This window comes from Nonomuraea sp. SBT364 (assembly GCF_001083785.1).
Classification (GTDB): domain Bacteria; phylum Actinomycetota; class Actinomycetes; order Streptosporangiales; family Streptosporangiaceae; genus Nonomuraea.
Map to the genome: position 1 here is coordinate 1 of NZ_LAVL01000173.1, position 17,235 is coordinate 17,235.

18 protein-coding genes and 1 tRNA gene are annotated in these 17,235 nt (G+C 70.8%); 11 read left to right on the forward strand and 8 right to left on the reverse strand.

Annotated elements, in window-relative coordinates; all coding sequences use genetic code 11:
- Positions 1 to 127: 127 nt before the first annotated feature.
- Genes ADY59_RS40200 through ADY59_RS40220 form a run of 5 tightly spaced genes read left to right on the forward strand, consistent with a single transcriptional unit; the run spans position 128 to position 6,240 of the window.
- Positions 128 to 1,963 (forward strand): DUF4153 domain-containing protein, encoded by a 1,836-nt coding sequence (locus ADY59_RS40200; protein ID WP_053175591.1) that lies wholly within the window; start codon positions 128 to 130, stop codon positions 1,961 to 1,963.
- A gap of 18 nt (positions 1,964 to 1,981) precedes the next feature.
- On the forward strand, positions 1,982 to 3,517 hold the full coding sequence (locus ADY59_RS40205; RefSeq protein ID WP_049574385.1) for an N-acyl-D-amino-acid deacylase family protein: 1,536 nt from the start codon (positions 1,982 to 1,984) through the stop codon (positions 3,515 to 3,517).
- 57 nt (positions 3,518 to 3,574) lie between these two features.
- Positions 3,575 to 4,654 (forward strand): alanine racemase, encoded by a 1,080-nt coding sequence (locus tag ADY59_RS40210; protein WP_049574388.1) that lies wholly within the window; start codon positions 3,575 to 3,577, stop codon positions 4,652 to 4,654.
- Positions 4,651 to 5,031, forward strand: coding sequence for a RidA family protein (locus ADY59_RS40215; protein WP_049574344.1), 381 nt, complete (start codon positions 4,651 to 4,653; stop codon positions 5,029 to 5,031). Before ADY59_RS40210 ends, ADY59_RS40215 begins: the two co-directional genes overlap by 4 nt.
- A 9-nt stretch (positions 5,032 to 5,040) precedes the next feature.
- Entirely contained in the window at positions 5,041 to 6,240 is a 1,200-nt protein-coding gene (locus ADY59_RS40220) for a hypothetical protein (RefSeq protein WP_049574348.1), read from the forward strand.
- Here the strand turns inward: ADY59_RS40220 and ADY59_RS40225 are convergent.
- Positions 6,230 to 6,775 carry a TetR/AcrR family transcriptional regulator gene (locus tag ADY59_RS40225; protein ID WP_049574351.1) on the reverse strand — a complete coding sequence of 182 codons (546 nt, stop codon included), beginning with the start codon at positions 6,773 to 6,775 and terminating at the stop codon, positions 6,230 to 6,232. The two genes, ADY59_RS40220 and ADY59_RS40225, sit on opposite strands and share 11 nt — an antisense overlap.
- 4 nt (positions 6,776 to 6,779) lie before the next feature.
- The gene (locus tag ADY59_RS40230) at positions 6,780 to 7,400 is read right to left on the reverse strand and encodes a LysE family translocator (protein ID WP_049574353.1); all 621 of its coding nucleotides are present in this window, start codon (positions 7,398 to 7,400) and stop codon (positions 6,780 to 6,782) included.
- 91 nt (positions 7,401 to 7,491) lie between these two features.
- Between ADY59_RS40230 and ADY59_RS40235 the strand changes: the two genes are divergently transcribed.
- Complete coding sequence (locus ADY59_RS40235; RefSeq protein WP_049574356.1) at positions 7,492 to 10,230, forward strand: ATP-binding protein; 2,739 nt, start codon at positions 7,492 to 7,494, stop codon at positions 10,228 to 10,230.
- Positions 10,231 to 10,259: 29 nt separating this feature from the next.
- Here the strand turns inward: ADY59_RS40235 and ADY59_RS40240 are convergent, their stop codons facing one another.
- A complete protein-coding gene (locus ADY59_RS40240) occupies positions 10,260 to 10,646 on the reverse strand; it encodes a response regulator transcription factor (protein WP_049574359.1) in 387 nt (128 codons plus the stop codon).
- Between the two features lie 115 nt (positions 10,647 to 10,761).
- On the opposite strand from ADY59_RS40240, the gene ADY59_RS40245 reads away from it, so the two are divergent.
- Positions 10,762 to 10,833: transfer RNA gene (locus ADY59_RS40245), tRNA-Arg, on the forward strand.
- Between the two features lie 979 nt (positions 10,834 to 11,812).
- Here ADY59_RS40245 and ADY59_RS40250 read toward each other — a convergent pair.
- Together ADY59_RS40250 and ADY59_RS40255 are read right to left on the reverse strand one after the other, a co-directional pair.
- Complete coding sequence (locus tag ADY59_RS40250; protein ID WP_049574362.1) at positions 11,813 to 12,121, reverse strand: hypothetical protein; 309 nt, start codon at positions 12,119 to 12,121, stop codon at positions 11,813 to 11,815.
- Positions 12,118 to 12,348, reverse strand: coding sequence for a helix-turn-helix domain-containing protein (locus tag ADY59_RS40255; protein WP_197094078.1), 231 nt, complete (start codon positions 12,346 to 12,348; stop codon positions 12,118 to 12,120). The genes ADY59_RS40250 and ADY59_RS40255 overlap by 4 nt, the downstream gene beginning before the upstream one ends.
- Before the next feature lie 412 nt (positions 12,349 to 12,760).
- Here ADY59_RS40255 and ADY59_RS50710 point away from each other — a divergent pair, with 412 nt between their 5' ends.
- Entirely contained in the window at positions 12,761 to 12,916 is a 156-nt protein-coding gene (locus tag ADY59_RS50710) for a hypothetical protein (RefSeq protein WP_156326042.1), read from the forward strand.
- Positions 12,917 to 13,338: 422 nt separating this feature from the next.
- On the opposite strand, the gene ADY59_RS40265 is transcribed toward ADY59_RS50710, so the two are convergent.
- The gene (locus ADY59_RS40265; RefSeq protein ID WP_049574369.1) at positions 13,339 to 13,710 is read right to left on the reverse strand and encodes a hypothetical protein; all 372 of its coding nucleotides are present in this window, start codon (positions 13,708 to 13,710) and stop codon (positions 13,339 to 13,341) included.
- A 621-nt stretch (positions 13,711 to 14,331) separates the two neighbouring features.
- Here ADY59_RS40265 and ADY59_RS50715 point away from each other — a divergent pair.
- A complete protein-coding gene (locus tag ADY59_RS50715) occupies positions 14,332 to 14,544 on the forward strand; it encodes a hypothetical protein (protein WP_049574372.1) in 213 nt (70 codons plus the stop codon).
- A 241-nt stretch (positions 14,545 to 14,785) separates the two neighbouring features.
- Positions 14,786 to 15,391 (forward strand): dihydrofolate reductase family protein, encoded by a 606-nt coding sequence (locus tag ADY59_RS40275; RefSeq protein WP_049574392.1) that lies wholly within the window; start codon positions 14,786 to 14,788, stop codon positions 15,389 to 15,391.
- Here the strand turns inward: ADY59_RS40275 and ADY59_RS40280 are convergent.
- Entirely contained in the window at positions 15,334 to 15,984 is a 651-nt protein-coding gene (locus ADY59_RS40280) for a hypothetical protein (protein ID WP_231619122.1), read from the reverse strand. The two genes, ADY59_RS40275 and ADY59_RS40280, sit on opposite strands and share 58 nt — an antisense overlap.
- A 149-nt stretch (positions 15,985 to 16,133) precedes the next feature.
- Positions 16,134 to 16,631, reverse strand: coding sequence for a hypothetical protein (locus ADY59_RS40285; protein ID WP_049574378.1), 498 nt, complete (start codon positions 16,629 to 16,631; stop codon positions 16,134 to 16,136).
- 269 nt (positions 16,632 to 16,900) lie between these two features.
- On the opposite strand from ADY59_RS40285, the gene ADY59_RS40290 reads away from it, so the two are divergent.
- The coding region (locus ADY59_RS40290) for an acyltransferase family protein (RefSeq protein WP_049574380.1) at positions 16,901 to 17,235 on the forward strand (335 nt) is incomplete at its 3' end.

A 17,235-nucleotide genomic window follows, 5' to 3' on the forward strand; every position in this document is an offset into this window, starting at 1 on the left:
GGGGGGCGCTCCTGCTTGGGGCCCGGGTGTCCCCGGGCGGCCGCCCATCGGCCGGGAGGCCGCTGTCGCCGGGGGGCGGCAAACGGCAGGGGCCTGGCAGGCGGTCGCGTCTCGTCAGGGCGCGGCCGTGGCGCAGGACGGAGCCGGGGCGGGGCTGGCACGGATCCTGGCCGGGCTGATCTTGGGGGCGATGGCCGGGTTCTTCGGAGGGCTGTTCGTGGCCGTGCTCGCTGCCATGGTGCTCGGTGACGGGGCCGGGCTGGTGGGGCTGGTGGCGATGACGGCGGTCTTCGGGGTGGCTGGCGCCTCGCTCGGGGCGGCCTCGGCACGTCGTGCCGAGGCCAGGGCGCAGGCCGCCGCCGCGCCGTACCAGAGCGGCCAGATCGCCCCGCAGCCCCATGGCCAGTACCCGCAACCACCCCAGAACCCGCAACCGGGACAGCCCGGGATCGGGCACCCCCGGACCGGGGCCGGGCAAGGGGGGCCGCCGGTGTATGTGCCGCCGCCGTTGTTCCCGAGGCCGGAGGTGCCGGAGACGCCGCGGTGGCTGCTGCCGGCGGCGGCCGGGGCGGGGGTGTTCGCGGCGGTGGCGCTGCCCGACGCGCACGTCGGGCTGGGCATCGTGCTGGTCGCGGTGATGACGGGCGCGGCGGCGCTGCCCGCCGTGGTGCGGCGGATGACGCCGTGGACGGTCGCGTTCGGCGTGGTGGCGTACTGGCTGATCGCGATGGCGGCCGTGCGGGACGCCGACTGGCTGGTGGCGATCATGCTGCTGGCGGGCGCGGGGCTGGTGGCGCTGGCCGTGTCGGGAGCGGGGCTCGGCTGGCTGGGCGTGATCAGGGGCGGCGCGTCGGTGCTGCTGGCGCTGGGGCCGGTGCCCTGGTTCGTGGCCAAGCCGCTGAAGAGGCTGACGGCCCGGCGGCGGGTGCTGCCGACGCTGGCGGGGCTGGGTATCACGGTGGTGCTGCTGGCGGTGTTCGGGCTGCTGTTCGCCTCGGCGGACCCGGTGTTCGCCGGGTATCTGGAGCGGATCACGGCGGCGCCGGACTGGGTGGAGTCGCTGCCGGTGCGGTTCTTCCTGTTCGGGGTGTTCGCGGCGCTGCTGGCGGCGGTGGTGCTGGTGGCGTTGCGGCCGGTCGTGGACCCGGTGGCGCCCGAGGTCAGGGTGCGGGTGAGCAAGGCCGTCTGGCTGGTGCCGCTGACGGCGGTGAACCTGCTGTTCGCGGCGTTCGTCGCGATCCAGATCACCGCGTTGTTCGGCGGCAGCACGTGGGTGCTGAAGACGGCCGGGCTCACCTATGCCGAGTACGCCAGGCAGGGCTTCTTCCAGCTCGTGGTGGTCAGCGTGGTCGTGCTGGGCATCGTGGCGTTCGTGGCGGGGGCGGTCAGGACGGAGCAGCGTGAGCGCTGGCTGCTGTCGGGGCTGCTCGGCGTGTTGTGCGGGCTGACGCTGGTGATCCTGGTCTCGGCGCTGCACCGGATGGACCTCTACACGGACGCCTACGGGCTGTCCCGGCTGCGGTTGTCGGTGCAGGCGACGGTGTGGTGGCTGGGCGCGGTGTTCGCGCTGGTGCTGCTGGCCGGGGCGGTCCGGCTGGCTGGGCGCGGCGCGGGCTGGCTGCCGCGCACGATCGTGCTGGTCACCGCCGTCGGGCTGGGCGTCTTCGGGGTGGTGAACCCGGATCTGCGGGTCGCCGAGTCGCAGGCCGTGGTGCGCGGCGTGCAGAACCTCGACGCCGACTATCTGGGCGATCTGGGCGCCGAGGCGGTGCCGGCGCTGGACCGGTTGCCGGAGCCGCAGCGCAGTTGCGTGCTCGCCGACGTGGTGGAGGCCAACGGCCTGGACGAGCCTGATCCGTGGAACGGCTGGAACCTGGCCAGGTCACGGGCGCGCGCTCTGCTGGCCGAGCGGCCAGTGATCAAGCAGTCGTCCTGTGAGGCCGTGTCCGGGCGCAGTTCCTGATGGTTGAATCTTGGGGTGATGTTCGACGTAGTCATCAGCGGCGGCCGGGTGCTCGACGGCACCGGCGCCCCGCCGTACCGGGCCGACGTGGCGATAGCCGGCGACAGGATCGCGGCGGTGGGCCGCCTCGACGGAGCCGGGGCGGCGGCGGTGATCGACGCGGCCGGGCGGCTGGTGGCGCCGGGGTTCGTCGACTGCCACGCGCACGGTGACGCCGCCGTCTTCGACCGTGGCGTGCAGCTCGCGGCGTTGCGGCAGGGCGTGACCACGTTCGTGCTCGGGCAGGACGGGCTGTCGTTCGCGCCCGGCTCGGCCGGGACCGTCGCCTACGCCTCCCGCTACTTCGCCGCCGTCAACGGGCCGCTCACCGCGCTCAGCGAGGGCCCGCTGACGGTGGCCGAGCTGCTCGGCGGCTACGACCGGTCGGTCGCACTCAACACCGCCTACCTGCTGCCGCACGGCACGATCCGCTTCGACGTGATGGGCGCCTCGCCCGACGCCGCGTCCCGCGACGACCTGGCGCTCATGCTCGCGCGCGTGGAGCGCGGGCTGTCGGAGGGCGCCGTGGGCCTGTCCAGCGGGCTCGAATACCTGCCGGGCCGCTACGCCACCGCCGAGGAGCTGGCCGAGCTGTGCCGGCCGCTGGCCGGTCTGCCGTACGTCACGCACATGCGGGCCTACGGCGCCCGCGCCGGCGTCGGCATGGCCGACGTGGTGGAGATCGCGCAGCTGTCGGGCGCCGCCGCGCACGTCTCCCACCTGCACGGCCCGGCCGACGTGCTGCTGCCGCTGATCGACGAGGCGCACGGCAAGGACGTCGACCTGACCTTCGACACCTACCCCTACCTGCGGGCCAGCACGATCCTGGCCATGGTGGTGCTGCCGCCTTCGGTGCCGGGCGCCGAGGTGGACAAGGCCCTGGAGATGCTCGCCTCCACCGAGCTCGACGCCTGGTGGACCGGGCTGGCGTCGACGTGGCCGAGGCTGACCATCTCGCACGCCCCCGGCCTGGAGTGGGCCGAAGGGCTGACGATGGTGGAGGCGGCCGGCCGGGCGGGCGTGGATCCCGCCGCGTTCTGCCGCCGTCTGCTCGTCGAGACCCGCCTGCAGGCCGGCTGCGTTGCCGCGCGCCCCGACGAGGGCCCGGCCGGCGAGGAGTCCGTACGGGCGGTCCTGCGCCATCCGTCGCACACCGGTGGCTCCGACGGCATCTATGTGGGCGGCCATCCGCATCCGCGGGGGTTCGGGGCGTTCGCCCGTTTCCTCGGGAGGCACGTGCGCGAGCTGGGCGACTGGACGTGGGAGCAGGCCGTGGTGCATCTGGCCTCGCATCCGGCCAGGCGGTTCGGCATGCGCGACCGGGGGTTGCTGCGGCCCGGGTTCGCCGCCGACGTGGTGGTGTTCGACCCCCTGACGGTGGGCGACCAGGCCACCTACGACGCGCCGCGCACGCTGGCCTCGGGGGTGGACGACGTGCTGGTGTCCGGTCAGCGGGTGCTGGCGGCCGGCGAGCTGACCGGTGCGACCCCCGGCCGGGCTCTTCGCCCGCGCTGACCGTACAAGATCCAGAGGATAAGGTCAGAAGCGGACAAAGGGGGAGATGTGCGGGAGATGCTTGGACACTCCGTGCTCGACGGCGAGCTCGGGTTCCCGGTCATGGTCGTGCATCGCGAGGCGCTGGCGCACAACATCGCGGCCATGGCCGCGTTCGCCCGCGATCACGGCCTGGAGCTGGCGCCGCACGCCAAGACGCACCTGTCGCCGGAGATCGCGGCGATGCAGCTCGACGCGGGGGCCTGGGGGCTGACCGTGGCCACGCCGCGCCAGGCGATGACCGTGCGCGGGTTCGGGGTGAGCCGGATCATGGTGGCCAACCAGGTCGTGGACCCGGCCGGGCTGCGGTGGGCCGCCGGGGAGCTGGAGCGCGATCCGGAGTTCGAGTTCCTGTCCTTCGCCGACTCGGTGACCGGGGTGGGCATCCTGGCCGCGCACGCGGGGGCGCGGCCGTTCCGGGTGCTGGTCGAGCTGGGGCACGACGGGGGCCGGGCCGGCTGCCGGAGCATCGACGACCTGCTGGACCTGGCGCGGCACGTACAGGAGACCGAGGGGGTCGAGCTGGCGGGGGTCGCCGGGTACGAGGGCTCGCTGAAGACGGCGGAAGAGGTCCGGAAATATCTGGATCTGCTGCAGGAGGCCGCCGAGCACCTGCGCATCCGAACCCCGATCCTCACCGTCGGCGGCAGCCAGTGGTTCGACGTGATCGGCCGGCACCTCGTCGCCACCCAGGCCCGCATTTTGCTGCGCAGCGGCGCGTACGTCACCCACGACGACGGCTACTACCGGGAGCGCACCCCGTTCAACCGGATGGACGGCGAGCTGTGGCCCGCGCTGGAGGTGTGGGCGCACGTGCTGTCCACCCCCGAGCCCGGCCTGGCGATCGTCGGCATGGGCAAGCGCGACGCCCCGTACGACGAGGGGCTGCCCATCCCCAGGCGCGGCGGCGTCACCGTCGTCAAGATGCAGGACCAGCACACGGTGGTGCACGCCGACGGGCTCAAGCCGGGCGACCTGCTGGCGTTCGGCATCTCGCACCCGTGCACGGCCTTCGACAAGTGGCGGGAGCTTCCCCTCGTCGACCGCGAATACCGGGTCGTCGGCACCATAACCACCCGATTTCAGGAGCTGACATGAAGAAAGAGCTCAGAACCACCGAGGGCGCGGCCCCGATCGGCGCCTACTCGCAGGGACTCGTCGTCGGCGACTTCGTCTACACCTCCGGCATGGGCCCGCTCGACCCGCACACCGGCCAGACCGTCGGCGACGACGTGGCCGCGCAGACCCACCAGGTCATGCGCAACCTCGGCGCCATCCTGGCCGCCCACGGCCTCGGCTACGACGACGTGATCAAGGCGACCGTGCACCTGCAGCACCTGCACCGCGACTTCGCCGCCTACAACGAGGTCTACAGGTCGTACTTCACCGAGCCGTTCCCGGTGCGCACCACCGTCGGCTCCGAGCTGCTGGACATCCTGGTGGAGATCGACTTCGTCGCGCACAAGAGCGCGTAAAGTCGGCTCGTGGACAGTTCGGTGTACGTCTTCGTCGAGGACCTGCGCGGCGAGGGCGTCGAGCGGGTGCTCGACAGGATCAGCGCGTACGGGGTGGCGGGCGTCACCGTCGGCGCCGTCCACCACGCCGCCCGTGACGTCACCCCGCACGGACTGTCCAGGCTGACCATCCGGCGTGACGGGGCACACCTGGTGCCGCCGGCCGACCTGTTCTCCGGCCTGAGGCTCACTCCGACGGCCGGGCACCAGGACGCGCTCGACGGCCTGCGCGCCGCCTGCACGGCACGCGGGCTCAAGCTGCACGGCTGGACCGTGTTCCTGCGCAACGCCACGATCGGCGAGGCGCACCCGGACGTGAGCGTGCGCGACTGCTTCGGCGACCGGGGCGCGCTGGCCTACCTGTGCCCCGCCCACCCCGACGTGCGCGACTACGCCGTCGCGCTGGCCAGGGCGGTCGCCCGGCTCGGCGTCGACAGCGTGGTCGCGGAGTCGCTGCACTTCACGCCGCTCAAGCCGCAGCGCTCGTTCGTGCCGCTCGGCCCGATGGACGCCTACCTGTTCGGGCTCTGCTTCTGCGACTACTGCATGCGCCGGGCCACCGACCTCGGGGTGAACGCCGAGGTGGCGCGCGACGAGTGCGCCAGGATCGTCGGCAGCGTGCTCGCCGGCGACCCGCCCGCGCAGGGCGAGGTGACCAGGGCCGCGCTCACCGCCTACGCCGGCCCCGAGGTCGTCGCCTACGCCCGCGCCCGTTCCGAGACCGTCACCACGCTCGTCTCCGAGGTCGCCTCCGCCGTCGCCGACGAGGGGTCGAAGCTGGTGTTCGTCGACTCGACCGGCGCGGTGAAGGGCTACACCGACGGCCTGCCGACGCCGGGCCTGGCCGCCCACGACGCCTGGCAGCTCGGGGTCGACCTGGTGGCGCTCGGCGACCTGGTCCCCGCCTTCGGCGTGCTCGCCTACGCCCGCGACGCCGCCCGGGTGGCCGACGACGTGGGCGCCTACCTGCGGTCCGTGGGCAAGGACCGGGAGGTGCGGGCCGTGCTGCGGCCGGGGTTTCCCGACAGCGACTCCGCCGACCGGCTGGTCGCCAAGGCCAGGGGGGCCAAGGCGGCGGGCGCGGCGGCGGTCGACTTCTACGCCTACGGGCTGATGCCGTATCCCGTGCTGGAGCGCATCCCGGCCGCGCTGGCCGAGGTCAAGGGCTGACGCCGCCGAGGATCGCCGCCACCGCCCGGTCCGCGAAGCCGGCGGCGAGCGGCTGCCCGCGGAACACCCCTCTGACCCACACCGCCCCGGCCAGCAGGTCCACGATCAGCATCGGGTCGGCCGACGCCGCCAGTTCGCCGCGCCGTACCGCCCGCTCGAAGATCTGCCGCTCGCGGGCGAACCGGTCGGCGAAGAAGCGCCGGACGTCCAGCTCCGGATGGTCGACGGCGGCGGCCAGCGCGGCGACGGCGACGTCGCGGGCCGGAGGCTCCGTCAGGAGCCGGCGCAGGCCCTCCACCAGCGCGACCAGGTCGCCGCGCAGGCTGCCCGTGTCGGGCGCCTCGAACGCCAGCAGGTCGGCCTCGACCAGGGCGGCGCCGAGCAGCGCGGCCTTGGACGGCCACCAGCGGTAGATCGTCGTCTTGTTGACGCCCGACCGCTCGGCCACCCCCTCGACGGTCAGCCCGGCGTAGCCCTTCTCGGCCACCAGCCGCAACGTCGCATCGAAGATCTCCTGCTGCTTCCTCGGCGCCATGCGGTCATTTTCTCCCGGTGAACGCCGTGGCCACGCCCAGCCCCAGGTAGACGACGCCGCTGAGGTAGCGCAGCCCGCGGGCCCGGCTCGTCAGGCGGCCGCTCAGCGCACCGGCGGTGAACGCGTACACGATGTCCGACAGCGTGCCCAGCGCCAGCAGCGTCAGCCCGAGCACCACGATCTGCGCCGCCGGCGAACCCGCCTCCGGGCGGACGAACTGGGGCAGGAAAGCCAGGAAGTACAGCGTGACCTTGGGGTTCAGCAGGTTCACCACGACGCCTTCGAGGAACACCTTGCGCAGCGGCTGCCGCACGGGCGCCCGCGCGGCCTCGCCGTCGCCGCCGCCGGTGAAGGCCCGGATGCCCAGATAGACCAGGTACGCCACCCCCGCCCACTTGACGATCGCGAACAGCGTCGCCGACTGCGCGATCACGTACGAGAGCCCGGCGGCGGCCGCGGCGATGTGCACGAGCGTGGCCGTCTCCACGCCGAACGCGCTCACCAGTGCCGCCGCACGGCCCTGGGAGAGCCCCCTGGCCACGATGTAGAGGTGATTGGGCCCCGGGATCAGCACCAGCGCCAGTGAGGCGCTCACGAAGAACGCGAACGTCGTCCAGGAGATCACATCGACCAGATTAGGGAGGCTTTGGTCTTGACATAAGAGCCAATTACTGGCCTGAAATATAGACCATTGCCCTGCATGGCATAGTTACTGCGTGAATGGAACTCTCGTCGGCCGCTCGGCCGAGCTCACCCGCCTGGTCCGGGTGCTCGACGCCGCCGCCGAGGGCACGGCCGGGGTCGCGCTCATCGGCGGTGACGCGGGCATCGGCAAGACCCGGCTGGTCGGCGAGGTGGTCACCGAGGCGCGCGAGCGCGGCTTCAACGTGCTCGTCGGCCAGTGCGCCGAACTCGGTGACGCCCTGCCGTACCTGCCCCTGGCCGACGCGCTGCGCGGCGCCGATCCCGTGGTGCGCGAGGCGGCGGCCGCCCACCCGATGCTCAGCCAGCTCCTGCCGGGCGAGGAGGGCACCCAGTCGGCCGCGCTGACCCAGCAGCGGCTGTTCGGCACGCTGCTCGGGCTGCTGTCGGAGCTGCAGCCGGTGCTGTTCGTGATCGAGGACCTGCACTGGGCCGACCGCTCCACGCGGGACCTGCTGGTGTTCCTCAGCCGGATGGTGCAGGACGAGCGGGTCTGCGTGGCCGGCACGTACCGCACCGACGACCTGCATCGCCGCCACCCGCTGCGGTCGGTGCTGGCCGAGCTCAAGCGCCTGCCCACGGTGACGAACGTGGAGCTGGGCCCGCTGGGCGCTGGCGACATGTCGGACTATGTCACGACGCTGGGCTCGCTGGACGCCCGCGAACTCGGCCTGATCGTCACCCGCGCCGACGGCAACCCCTTCTACGCCGAGGAGCTCGCCACCGCCGTCGCCGAGGGCGACACCCTGCCCGACAGCCTGGCCAGCCTGCTCATGTCCCGCGTCGAGGTACTGTCGCCCGCCTCCCAGCAGGTGCTGCGCGCCGCCGCCGTGGCCGGCCGCAGCGTCGAGGACGAGCTGCTGCGCGAGGTCTCCGGGCTGCCGCTGCCCGACTTCGAGGAGGCCGTACGCGAGATCGTCTCGCGCGGCCTGCTGCGCGTCCACGGCCACGGCTACGCCTTCCGCCACGCCCTCCTCCAGGAGGCCGTCTACACCGACCTGCTGCCCGGCGAGCGCACCCGGCTGCACGCCGACTTCGCCCGCCTGCTCACCTCACCCGCCGAGCTCGCCCACCACCACGTGGCCAGCCACAACCTGGCCGGCGCCGTCGCGGCCTCCGCCGAGGCCGGCCGCCTGGCCGAGCGACTGGGCGCCCCCGCCGAGGCCCACAGCCACTACGACCAGGTGCTCAGCCTGTGGGACCGCGTCGACAACGCCGCCGAACTGGCCGGCGAGAGCCGCGTCGCACTCGCCTTCCGCAGCGCCGTCATGGCCGCCGACAGCGGCGACAACCACCGCGCCGTCCTCGCCCTGCGCGCCCTCCCGCCCACGTCCGAGGTGAGCGAACGGCTGGCGTACTACCTCTACGAGATGGAGGACGCCGAAGCCGCCGTCGCCGCCGCCGAACACGCCGTGAGCACCGCCTTCGACCAGATCGCGCTGGCCAGGGCCCTGGCCACGCACGCCCGTACGCTGCTGTGGGGCCCGCGCCACGCCGAGGTCGAGGAGCTGGCACACCGCGCCCTCGAAACCGCCCGCGCCGCCGGAGCCAAGGACGCCGAGGCCGGCGCCCTGCTCACCCTCGCCACCCACACCGAGCTCCGCCACGACATCGCCCGCGCCCACGACCTGGTGGAGGCCGCCTCCGCCGGGAGCACCGGCGACCTGGCCATGGACCTGCGCGCCCGCTTCCACCACGCCCGCATCCACTACGAGCAGGGCCTGCTGCCCCAGGCCGCCGAGGTCGCCGCCGAAGGCATCAAGCTGGCCGACGAGACCGGCCTGCGCTGGAGCACGTACGGCACCGACCTGCGCTTCCTGCGCTTCCTCATCCACTACGTGGCCGGCGAATGGGACGAGGCCGAAGCGGTCGCGGCCACGTTCGGCGCCCGCGTCGGCACCGCCCCCGAGGCCACGCTGTCGTCGTTCGCCCTGTTCATCGAGGTGGCGCGCGGCCTGCCTGCCGTGGAGAGCAGGCTGGCGTGGCTGCGGCCGTTCTGGGACGACTCGCTCGTCGCCTACATGTCCCGCGGGCTCGCCGCCGAGCACGCGCTGTGGACCGGCGACCCCGCCGCCGCCCTCGACCACGTCGGCGCCGCCCTCGACTCCCTCCTGCCCGGCGAGTCGGGCGCCGTCCGCATCGCCGCCATCGGACTGTGGGCGATGGCCTCGCTCGGCATCACCGAGGGCGCCGACGACCTCGCCGACCGCGCCCGCTTCTCGGTCAACTCCGGCCCCGTCGGCGAACGCGGGCAGATGGGCCCCGAAGGACGCGCCTGGGCGCTGCGCGTCGAAGCCGAATGGCACCGCGTCCACGGACGGCTCGACGTCGACCTGTGGCGCCAGGTGGTCGACGCCTTCTCGTACGGGTTCGTGTACGAGGAAGCACGGGCCCGCTGGAGGCTCGCCGAGGCCCTGCTGGCCGCCGGGGATCGGGACCAGGCGCAGGCCGAGTGGGAACGGGCCCGCGAGGTGGCCCTGCGGCTCGGGGCCGTGCCGCTGGAGTCCGCGCTGGCCGAGTTCGGGAAGCGGGCGCGGTTCGGCGGCGGGCACGGCGACGGCGGGCTGACGGCCCGGGAGCTGGAGGTGCTGCGGCTGGTGGCCGAGGGACTGACCAACCGGGAGATCGCCGAACGGCTGTTCATCGCGCAGAAGACGGTCAGCGTGCACGTGTCGAACATCCTGGGCAAGCTCGACGCCTCCACCCGAACCCAGGCAGCCGCCGCCGCCCGCCGTCAGGGCCTCCTGGGGTAGGGCTGCTGGGGGCTGCGGCGGTGGGCCGGCTAGCTTCGGCCCTTCGCGGCGAGTTCCCGGACCACCTGGATCAGCTCCGCCGGGTCGAACGGCTTCGTCAGGTAGGCGTCCACTCCGAGGCCACGGCCGCGCCGCTTGTCGTCATCCTGCGCTCTGGCCGTGATCAGGACCACCTTGATGTGGCTGGTCGCCTCTTCCGCGCGCAGCCGCTGGGCCGTGGTCCAGCCGTCCAGGCACGGCATCATCACGTCCAGGGTGATCACGTCCGGCATCACGTCCAGCACCTGCTCCAGGCAGTCTTGCCCGTCGGTCGCGGTCGTCACCTCGAACCCCTCAAGGTTGAGATTGACCGCGATGAGCTGACGGATGACCTCGTCATCGTCAACGACCAGTACCTTGCCAAGAACCTCGCCCACGGCGGCAAAGCTACCCGGGGGAGGCCGGTCACGTGCGGTTTTCACGGGATGTGTTCACGGACGGTTATCTGGTGCCGAGTGGTGGCGGGATGCTGGTAGCCTTGTCACGCATCGAGCCCCCTTAGCTCAGGGGATAGAGCACCGGCCTCCGGAGCCGGGTGCGTAGGTTCGAATCCTACAGGGGGCACTCGATCTTGATCAGCCGTTCCGGCCGCTGACCAGGGCGAACATCGTACGAACGGGCGGGTCTCCAGTCTCACGGAGGCCCGCCCGTTCTCGTCAACGCTCACTAGTTGTGGGCCACGACAGAGCTTCCGTTCAAGCCCTCGCATTGGTCGCCTAGCGGGCGTCTGAAGACGTTGTGGTCTAGACCGCATTGCTGTGCAACTGCTGGGGAGCGTCGCTGTGCTGATGGGGTCGTACTCAACACGGCCCTCACTCCACTCTCACCAAGTTCATGACCAAATCTAGGCGGAGCAGGCGGGCACCGGCCTGATTCGAATGACGGCCCCCAGCGGGACTATCTGGTGATCTGTACCGGCCTTGATAATCAGCCCGCCACCCGCGGTGTCGACGAGCGAGCCGCACAACCGGCCGCCGGCTGACTCCACCACGACGAGCGGGGACGGGCACCGCCCTCGGGCCGAGCCAGGACAGGCCGAGCGCGAGCGCGACCACCGCCACTCCGCACGGTCAGCATCCGTGCCCTGGCGATAGCGTCCTGGACTCGTTCAACCTCGCCACGCGTCCAGTCGCGCAGGTCCTCACCTGTGAGTAACGTTTGGTCCGACGGGGAGCCGGAGGCGGCGCCCATCGCGGTCAGCGTCGCCCAGACCAGCAGGCCAAGTGCGACTGCGAGGAGCAACGGCACCAGCCAGACGAAACGCGATCGTTCCCGCGCCACCCGGTTCGTGGACCAGATCGGCAGTCATGCCCTGACGGTAGCAAAGAATGATCTATGGACATAACTTAGATTATGGCCATGTCATGGCGATCCTGATGTCTGAGGTCGCAGTTTCATCTCGCCAGACATTTTTTCCAAGGATACGCGATCCAATGGAGCGGTGAATGACGCAGTTACGTTGACCGCACTAACGATCACCGGCATCTTCGGGCTGAGTGTGGCAGCCGAGGTTGTGCGGTTGGCGATTGTTGGTCGGATACGACTACGCCAGGCCGACGAGGACCCAGGCGAGGCCCTGCGACGGCGAAGCCGCCGCGTCAGCGACGCCTTCACCGAGGCGGCTTCCCTGATGGAAGATCTGCGACGCGACCTCGAAGCCCAGCAGGCCGCCCGTGCAGCACTGATCGCACAGGCCGAGGAGCAGCAACGCCTCCTTGAGGTCGACCGAGAGCAGGCCGAGAAAATCCGGCAGATCCTCGTTGGCGAGACGAAGGCGACCATCCGCGCCGAGGGGCGCAAGCAGTGGATGTTCAAGGCCGGCGGCCTTGGCCGCGGTCTGGTCCGGGGTCACGCGGTCGCTCCGGCCGGGATGTCCGTCTTCTTCGCTCGCCTGTCGCCGTCGCGGTGGCGAAGCTCGGCGTCGGCCTCTTCGAGGAGGCGGTGGACGAACCCGTAGGAGCGGCCGATGGAGTCAGCGATGAGGCGGATCGACTCGCCGCTGGCGTACTGGGCGACGACCGCAGCGGTGAGCTGGGCGCGCTCGGCACCGACGATCCGCTTATTTTTCTGGATTTTCACGAGGGAACCTCCTTTGTCAAGTGAAGTGACGGACGGCAATGGAGGACTATCCATTCCGCTCGTCGCGGCCATGCGGAGATATGGACCGATCGTCGAACAGCTCCTACGATGTGAGCAGGCATGCCCGCAGAAGAGCAATTTGTTCCACCGTCAGACGAATTCTCTTTCCAAGGGAGACCCATCAATGAGGCCATGGGCCATGAAACGCAACTTAGCTGTCGCCGCCATAGGCGTCCTATGCGTCACAGTCCTTCCCACTCCGACGGCAGCCGCTTCTGCCTCAGCCCCGACCGTCACCTTCGCCTACTGCAGCGCCGGCACCAGTGTCTTCTATGTCTTCTGTGAGGCGCGGTGGGAGGGCGGCACGGACCCGGCCACCGCCGTATGGAGCAAAGGCCCCAACATGATGACCATGAGCACCAGAATCTCGGACCCGGTGGCCCGCTACACCCAGGGGGGCGGTAGCTGCATACCCGGGTCGCTGTTCGGCGCCAAGGTCACCATCACCGACGCTGCCGGCGTCGTCACCGAGAGATGGGTCGGTGGTGGCCGCGCCTGCCGAGGCTGATGCGCGACGAGTCATGGCGCCGGTAATCCAGCCATAGCCTGACCGGAGTCGGGGCGCCCCCTGTCATGGGCGCTCCGACCATGGCTTCGGGGATTCTGCCGCGTTGCTGCGCGGGTGCCGCGCAGGTCATTATGCAGACGTACAAGGCCGGGCGCGCCGTCATCTTCACCCAGGCGCTGAGCGGCGAGTATGCCGGTGGTCAGGGTGCGGCGGACCAGGAGCCACCGATATCCCGTCCGCCGTGTGCTCGCGGCACTCTCCGCTCTGCCGATTCTCGCGAGCGCCACCGCGAGTCGCGGAGCGTGGCGGCCTGCTCGGTGACGGGCGCGGGCCGGCCGGCTGTGGAAGCGCTGTCTGTGCAGCTACCACCTTCGTTCTCCAGATGAACCGGAATTGACCCTGAGGGCTCCTCGCGCCCGGGTCTATCGCTCCCAGACGGTCACCCTGGCCTGAAGGCTCGCGTCGTCGGTCAGCTTGATCACTTGCAGGCGCACAATACGTTGCTCGCTTGTCTGGGCACACACGATGTCGCGTTCGTGGAGGTTCAGCAGCTCGGATACCGCGTTGGGGCCAATGTGGCGGCTGCAGTCTTCGTGGGTCGGCATCCCCCGCTCCGGCCATAGGGCGATTTGCGCCCCTTCGCCCACCGCGTGCAGGTCTCCCACGCTGCGCTGCCCGGTCGTCTCCTCCACATCGCCCGCCGCGAAATCGGCCTCTTCGCCCGCTGAGGGAGCAACTGCATCGAAGTCTTTGGCTTGCTCGGGGTGGATATGGCCGTATTCCTGGAGCGTCACCAGACCCTCCCATCTGGTAGCCGAGACCGGTGTCGGTGCGGGTGTGGAGGGCGGAACTGGAGCGGGTGTGGAGGACTGGGTCGGAGCGGGTGTGGGCACGGGTGTGAGGGTCGGAGTTGGGCTGGGAGGCGGGCTTTCGGGCTGTGACAGGGCGTAGGGCACGACAAGCGCGATGACGGCGACAGCTACGCCGATTGCCCCCCAGGCGGCTCCGTTCAGCCGCATGAAACGATCGCCGGTCAACATCCCCCCTCAACAATCCCTGTTTCCGGGAAGCCTTCTACTCCAGGAGACGCTGAAAGGAGCGTTGAACTGATCGTTATCGAACGGTTACGATGAGTGTCGGTTCGGATGCCGGCGGGGCTTGTGCGGGCAGTCGGATCGCGATCGGGCCTGCCCCATCCATCCCGTAGCTCCGGCCAAGGGCGAGGTGCGCGGCCGCCGCCGGGACCGAGGCTGGAACGCCGCCTCGCCCTCAGCCCGGTAGCGGGCCACGACGGACACCCAGCCCTTGGACACACCGCCCGCGCTGTTGATCGCCGCGGTTGCGTATGTCCCGAACCAGGACACTTCAGGGGCACTCGATCTCGATCAGCGGCTCAGGCTGCGCCGAGCACGGCCATGCTCAGCGCACCTACGACCGGCGCGAGGAGAGCTGATGAACCCCAGCGCCTGGAAGACACGCCGACCCGGCAGCTTGCCGGCGATCTCGGGCAGGCGGTCTGCAACCGCCGGATCGAGCTTGGCCTGTCCGCGAAGGCCCTGGACGGGGTGTTGAACATCGCCATCGGCGAAGGCGACTCCCGCGTGACTTTCACGCCGCGCGCCGCGTGAAACTCGACCCCGGTTGTTGGGGCTGAGGCGAGTTCGCTCCCGTCGGGGGTGAGGGCGTACGCGCCGCTCCACATCACCAGGGGGCCGGCGAGGGCCGTTGGTGTCGATCCGCGGTTCGAGCGGGTGTTCATGATGGGCTTCGCATTGCCGAAGCATCCAGAAAAACTTTCGCCGGTCATGTCAAAGACGCGGTGGCCGCTCCGACCACCCGGTGAAAGCACCTAAGCGGAGGAGCATGACCATGCGGCAGATCATCCACTTCGTTCACGTCTCGCTGGACGGCTACATCGAGGGCCCGAACGGTGAGTTCGACTGGCCCGCCATGGGCCCGGAGCTGTCGGCCTACTCCTTCAGTCTGGTGGATCGGGCTGACACCTTCCTCTACGGTCGTCCGGTCTGGGAGATGATGGCCGGCTACTGGCCGAACGTGGAATCCATCTCCGACGACCCTCATGACCTCAAGTTCGCCCCGGTCTGGCGGCGTACTGCCAAGGTGGTGTTCTCCCGCACGCTGCGGGAGCCGGGACATGGCGCACGGGTCATCAACGGCGCGAACCTGGTCGAGCAGGTCACCGCGCTCAAAGCTGAGCCGGGCAAGGACCTGCTGCTGATGGGCGGGGCGTCGCTGGCCGGCGAGCTCACCGCTCATGGCCTGGTCGATGAGTACCAGGTCGTCGTGCACCCGGTCGTGCTGGGCGGTGGCAAGGCCCTGTTCCCCGGGGTCAAGGAGCGGCTCGATCTGCGGCTTGTCGAGTCGCGGACCTTCGACGCGCGGACCGTTCTGCTGCACTACCGGCCCGCCTCGTCGCGTACGGACGGCGACGGACGGCCCCGACGGTCCGGGTAGTCCAGTTCGTCCGCTCGCCGGAGGTCCTTGGGGCGGCCCAGGGCGCGGCGCATCCGGATCAGGTCCTGCCGGGAGACGTAGCGGACTTCCAGGCCGCCCGGGTCGGTTGCCGTGACGGCGTGGCCGAGGCACTCCCGGACTTGCAGGCCGCCCCAGGGGAGCGCCGGGGTGCAGCAGTCGCCGCTCGCTCCGGGCGAGGTGAACCCCACTTTGGGGCGAAGAAAGGAATCCGGGCGGGCCGGCAGGGGGTTGCCCGATTCGTCGACGAGTCGGGCGTCGACGGAGGCGAAGGCGGCCGCCAGGGCGGGGGCGTGAGCCGCGGCGCCGTCCCAGAGCAGGTCCAGGTCGCCGGTCAGTTCGGCGGATCCATGCATGATGCCGGCGGCCTGTCCGATCACCACGACCCGGGCGCCGGTGCGATGGAGGGCTTCGAGCAGGGGGAACGGGTCGAAGCCGAGGGCGGCGTCCGTCCCGATCGTGCCGGCGTCGTCGTCGGCGTCCTCGTGGCCCAGGCCGGTGGCCGTCCGGTTGAGGGCGTGCTCACGGGTGCGCCGGGCGGCGGCGCGGAGGCGTTCCAGCGGTTCGTCGATCATCTGATTCATGCAACACCGGCCGCACTCCTGGCGCATTCGATTTTCGTCAAAGGGAAAGGCGCGGGTTCGGTCAGCGGAAAAGGGCGGGGCTCCGGTGTTCACGGAACCCCGCCCGCTCGCCGCAGTGCCAAGATCACCACTGTCTCGGCTCAGGCGGCCACTCGCTCGCGGATGTCACGCGCCCGCTCCACATGGCGTTCGTGCGCCGGCACCAGGCGGGCGCCCAGGGCGCGAGCGCCGATCACCATGGCCGCGGCGGCCAGGACGATGTCCTTGAAGATGTACTGCGCCTCCAGCGTCGGGGCGCCGGGGAACAGGTCGGTGAAGAAGAGCGCGTACGGTGCGAAGAACCCGGCCAGAGCCCCGGTCATCACCACCAGCCCGGTCTTCAGGAATCGGCCGGTGACCAGCGTGAGGCCGATGAAGACCTCCATGCCGGCGATCACCAGCTGGGCCGCGTAGCCCGACAGCGTTCCCAGCGACAGCTTCTCCAGCGTGGCCACCGAGAGGGCTTCCGCCGGACTGACTCCTGGGAAGAACTTGAGCGTGCCGAAGGCCACGAAGACCAGCCCGAGGCTGACGCGCAGGACGTCGATGCTGTGCTTGGAAAGCCAGGCGGCCAGCTTCGAAATCGTGTTCTCGATCATTTCGTGCTCCTTGCCGGTGTCGTTTCCGTCTGGATTCAGACTGACGAAATCGGCGCCGGAGAACGTCCTGCCGGCGGAGGCGATCGGTCTACATCTTCACGCGTACGACGGGCGGTGCGCGTACCACGCCACGCCTAAGGGATCAGCCCTAGGGGAACGCGTTCCCCGCCTGTCGCCTGGTCGATATCGGGGTCGATATGGGGATTTAGTTCGATACGTTGGCCCGTATGGTGACCGGTCCTGTTGATCCTGGCCAGGCTGCTCGGACGATGTCGTCCCGGCTGGGGTGGCTGGACGCGTTGCGCGGGATCGGGGCGCTGGCGGTGGTGGGGGAGCACCTGACCACGTGGGCCATGCCGTGGCTGCGGCCGACCGCGTTCAACGTGGGCATGTACGGGGTGCTGGTGTTCTTCCTGGTCAGCGGCTACATCATCCCGCAGTCGCTGGAGCGGCGCGGCGATCTGCGGGGGTTCTGGATCGGCCGGGTGTTCCGGCTGTATCCGCTGTACCTGGCGGTGATCGGGCTGATGCTGGCCCTGTCGCCGTGGATCGCGCTGCGGGCGGACGTGGCCTGGGACGCCTCGGCGGTGGCCGCGCACGCCAC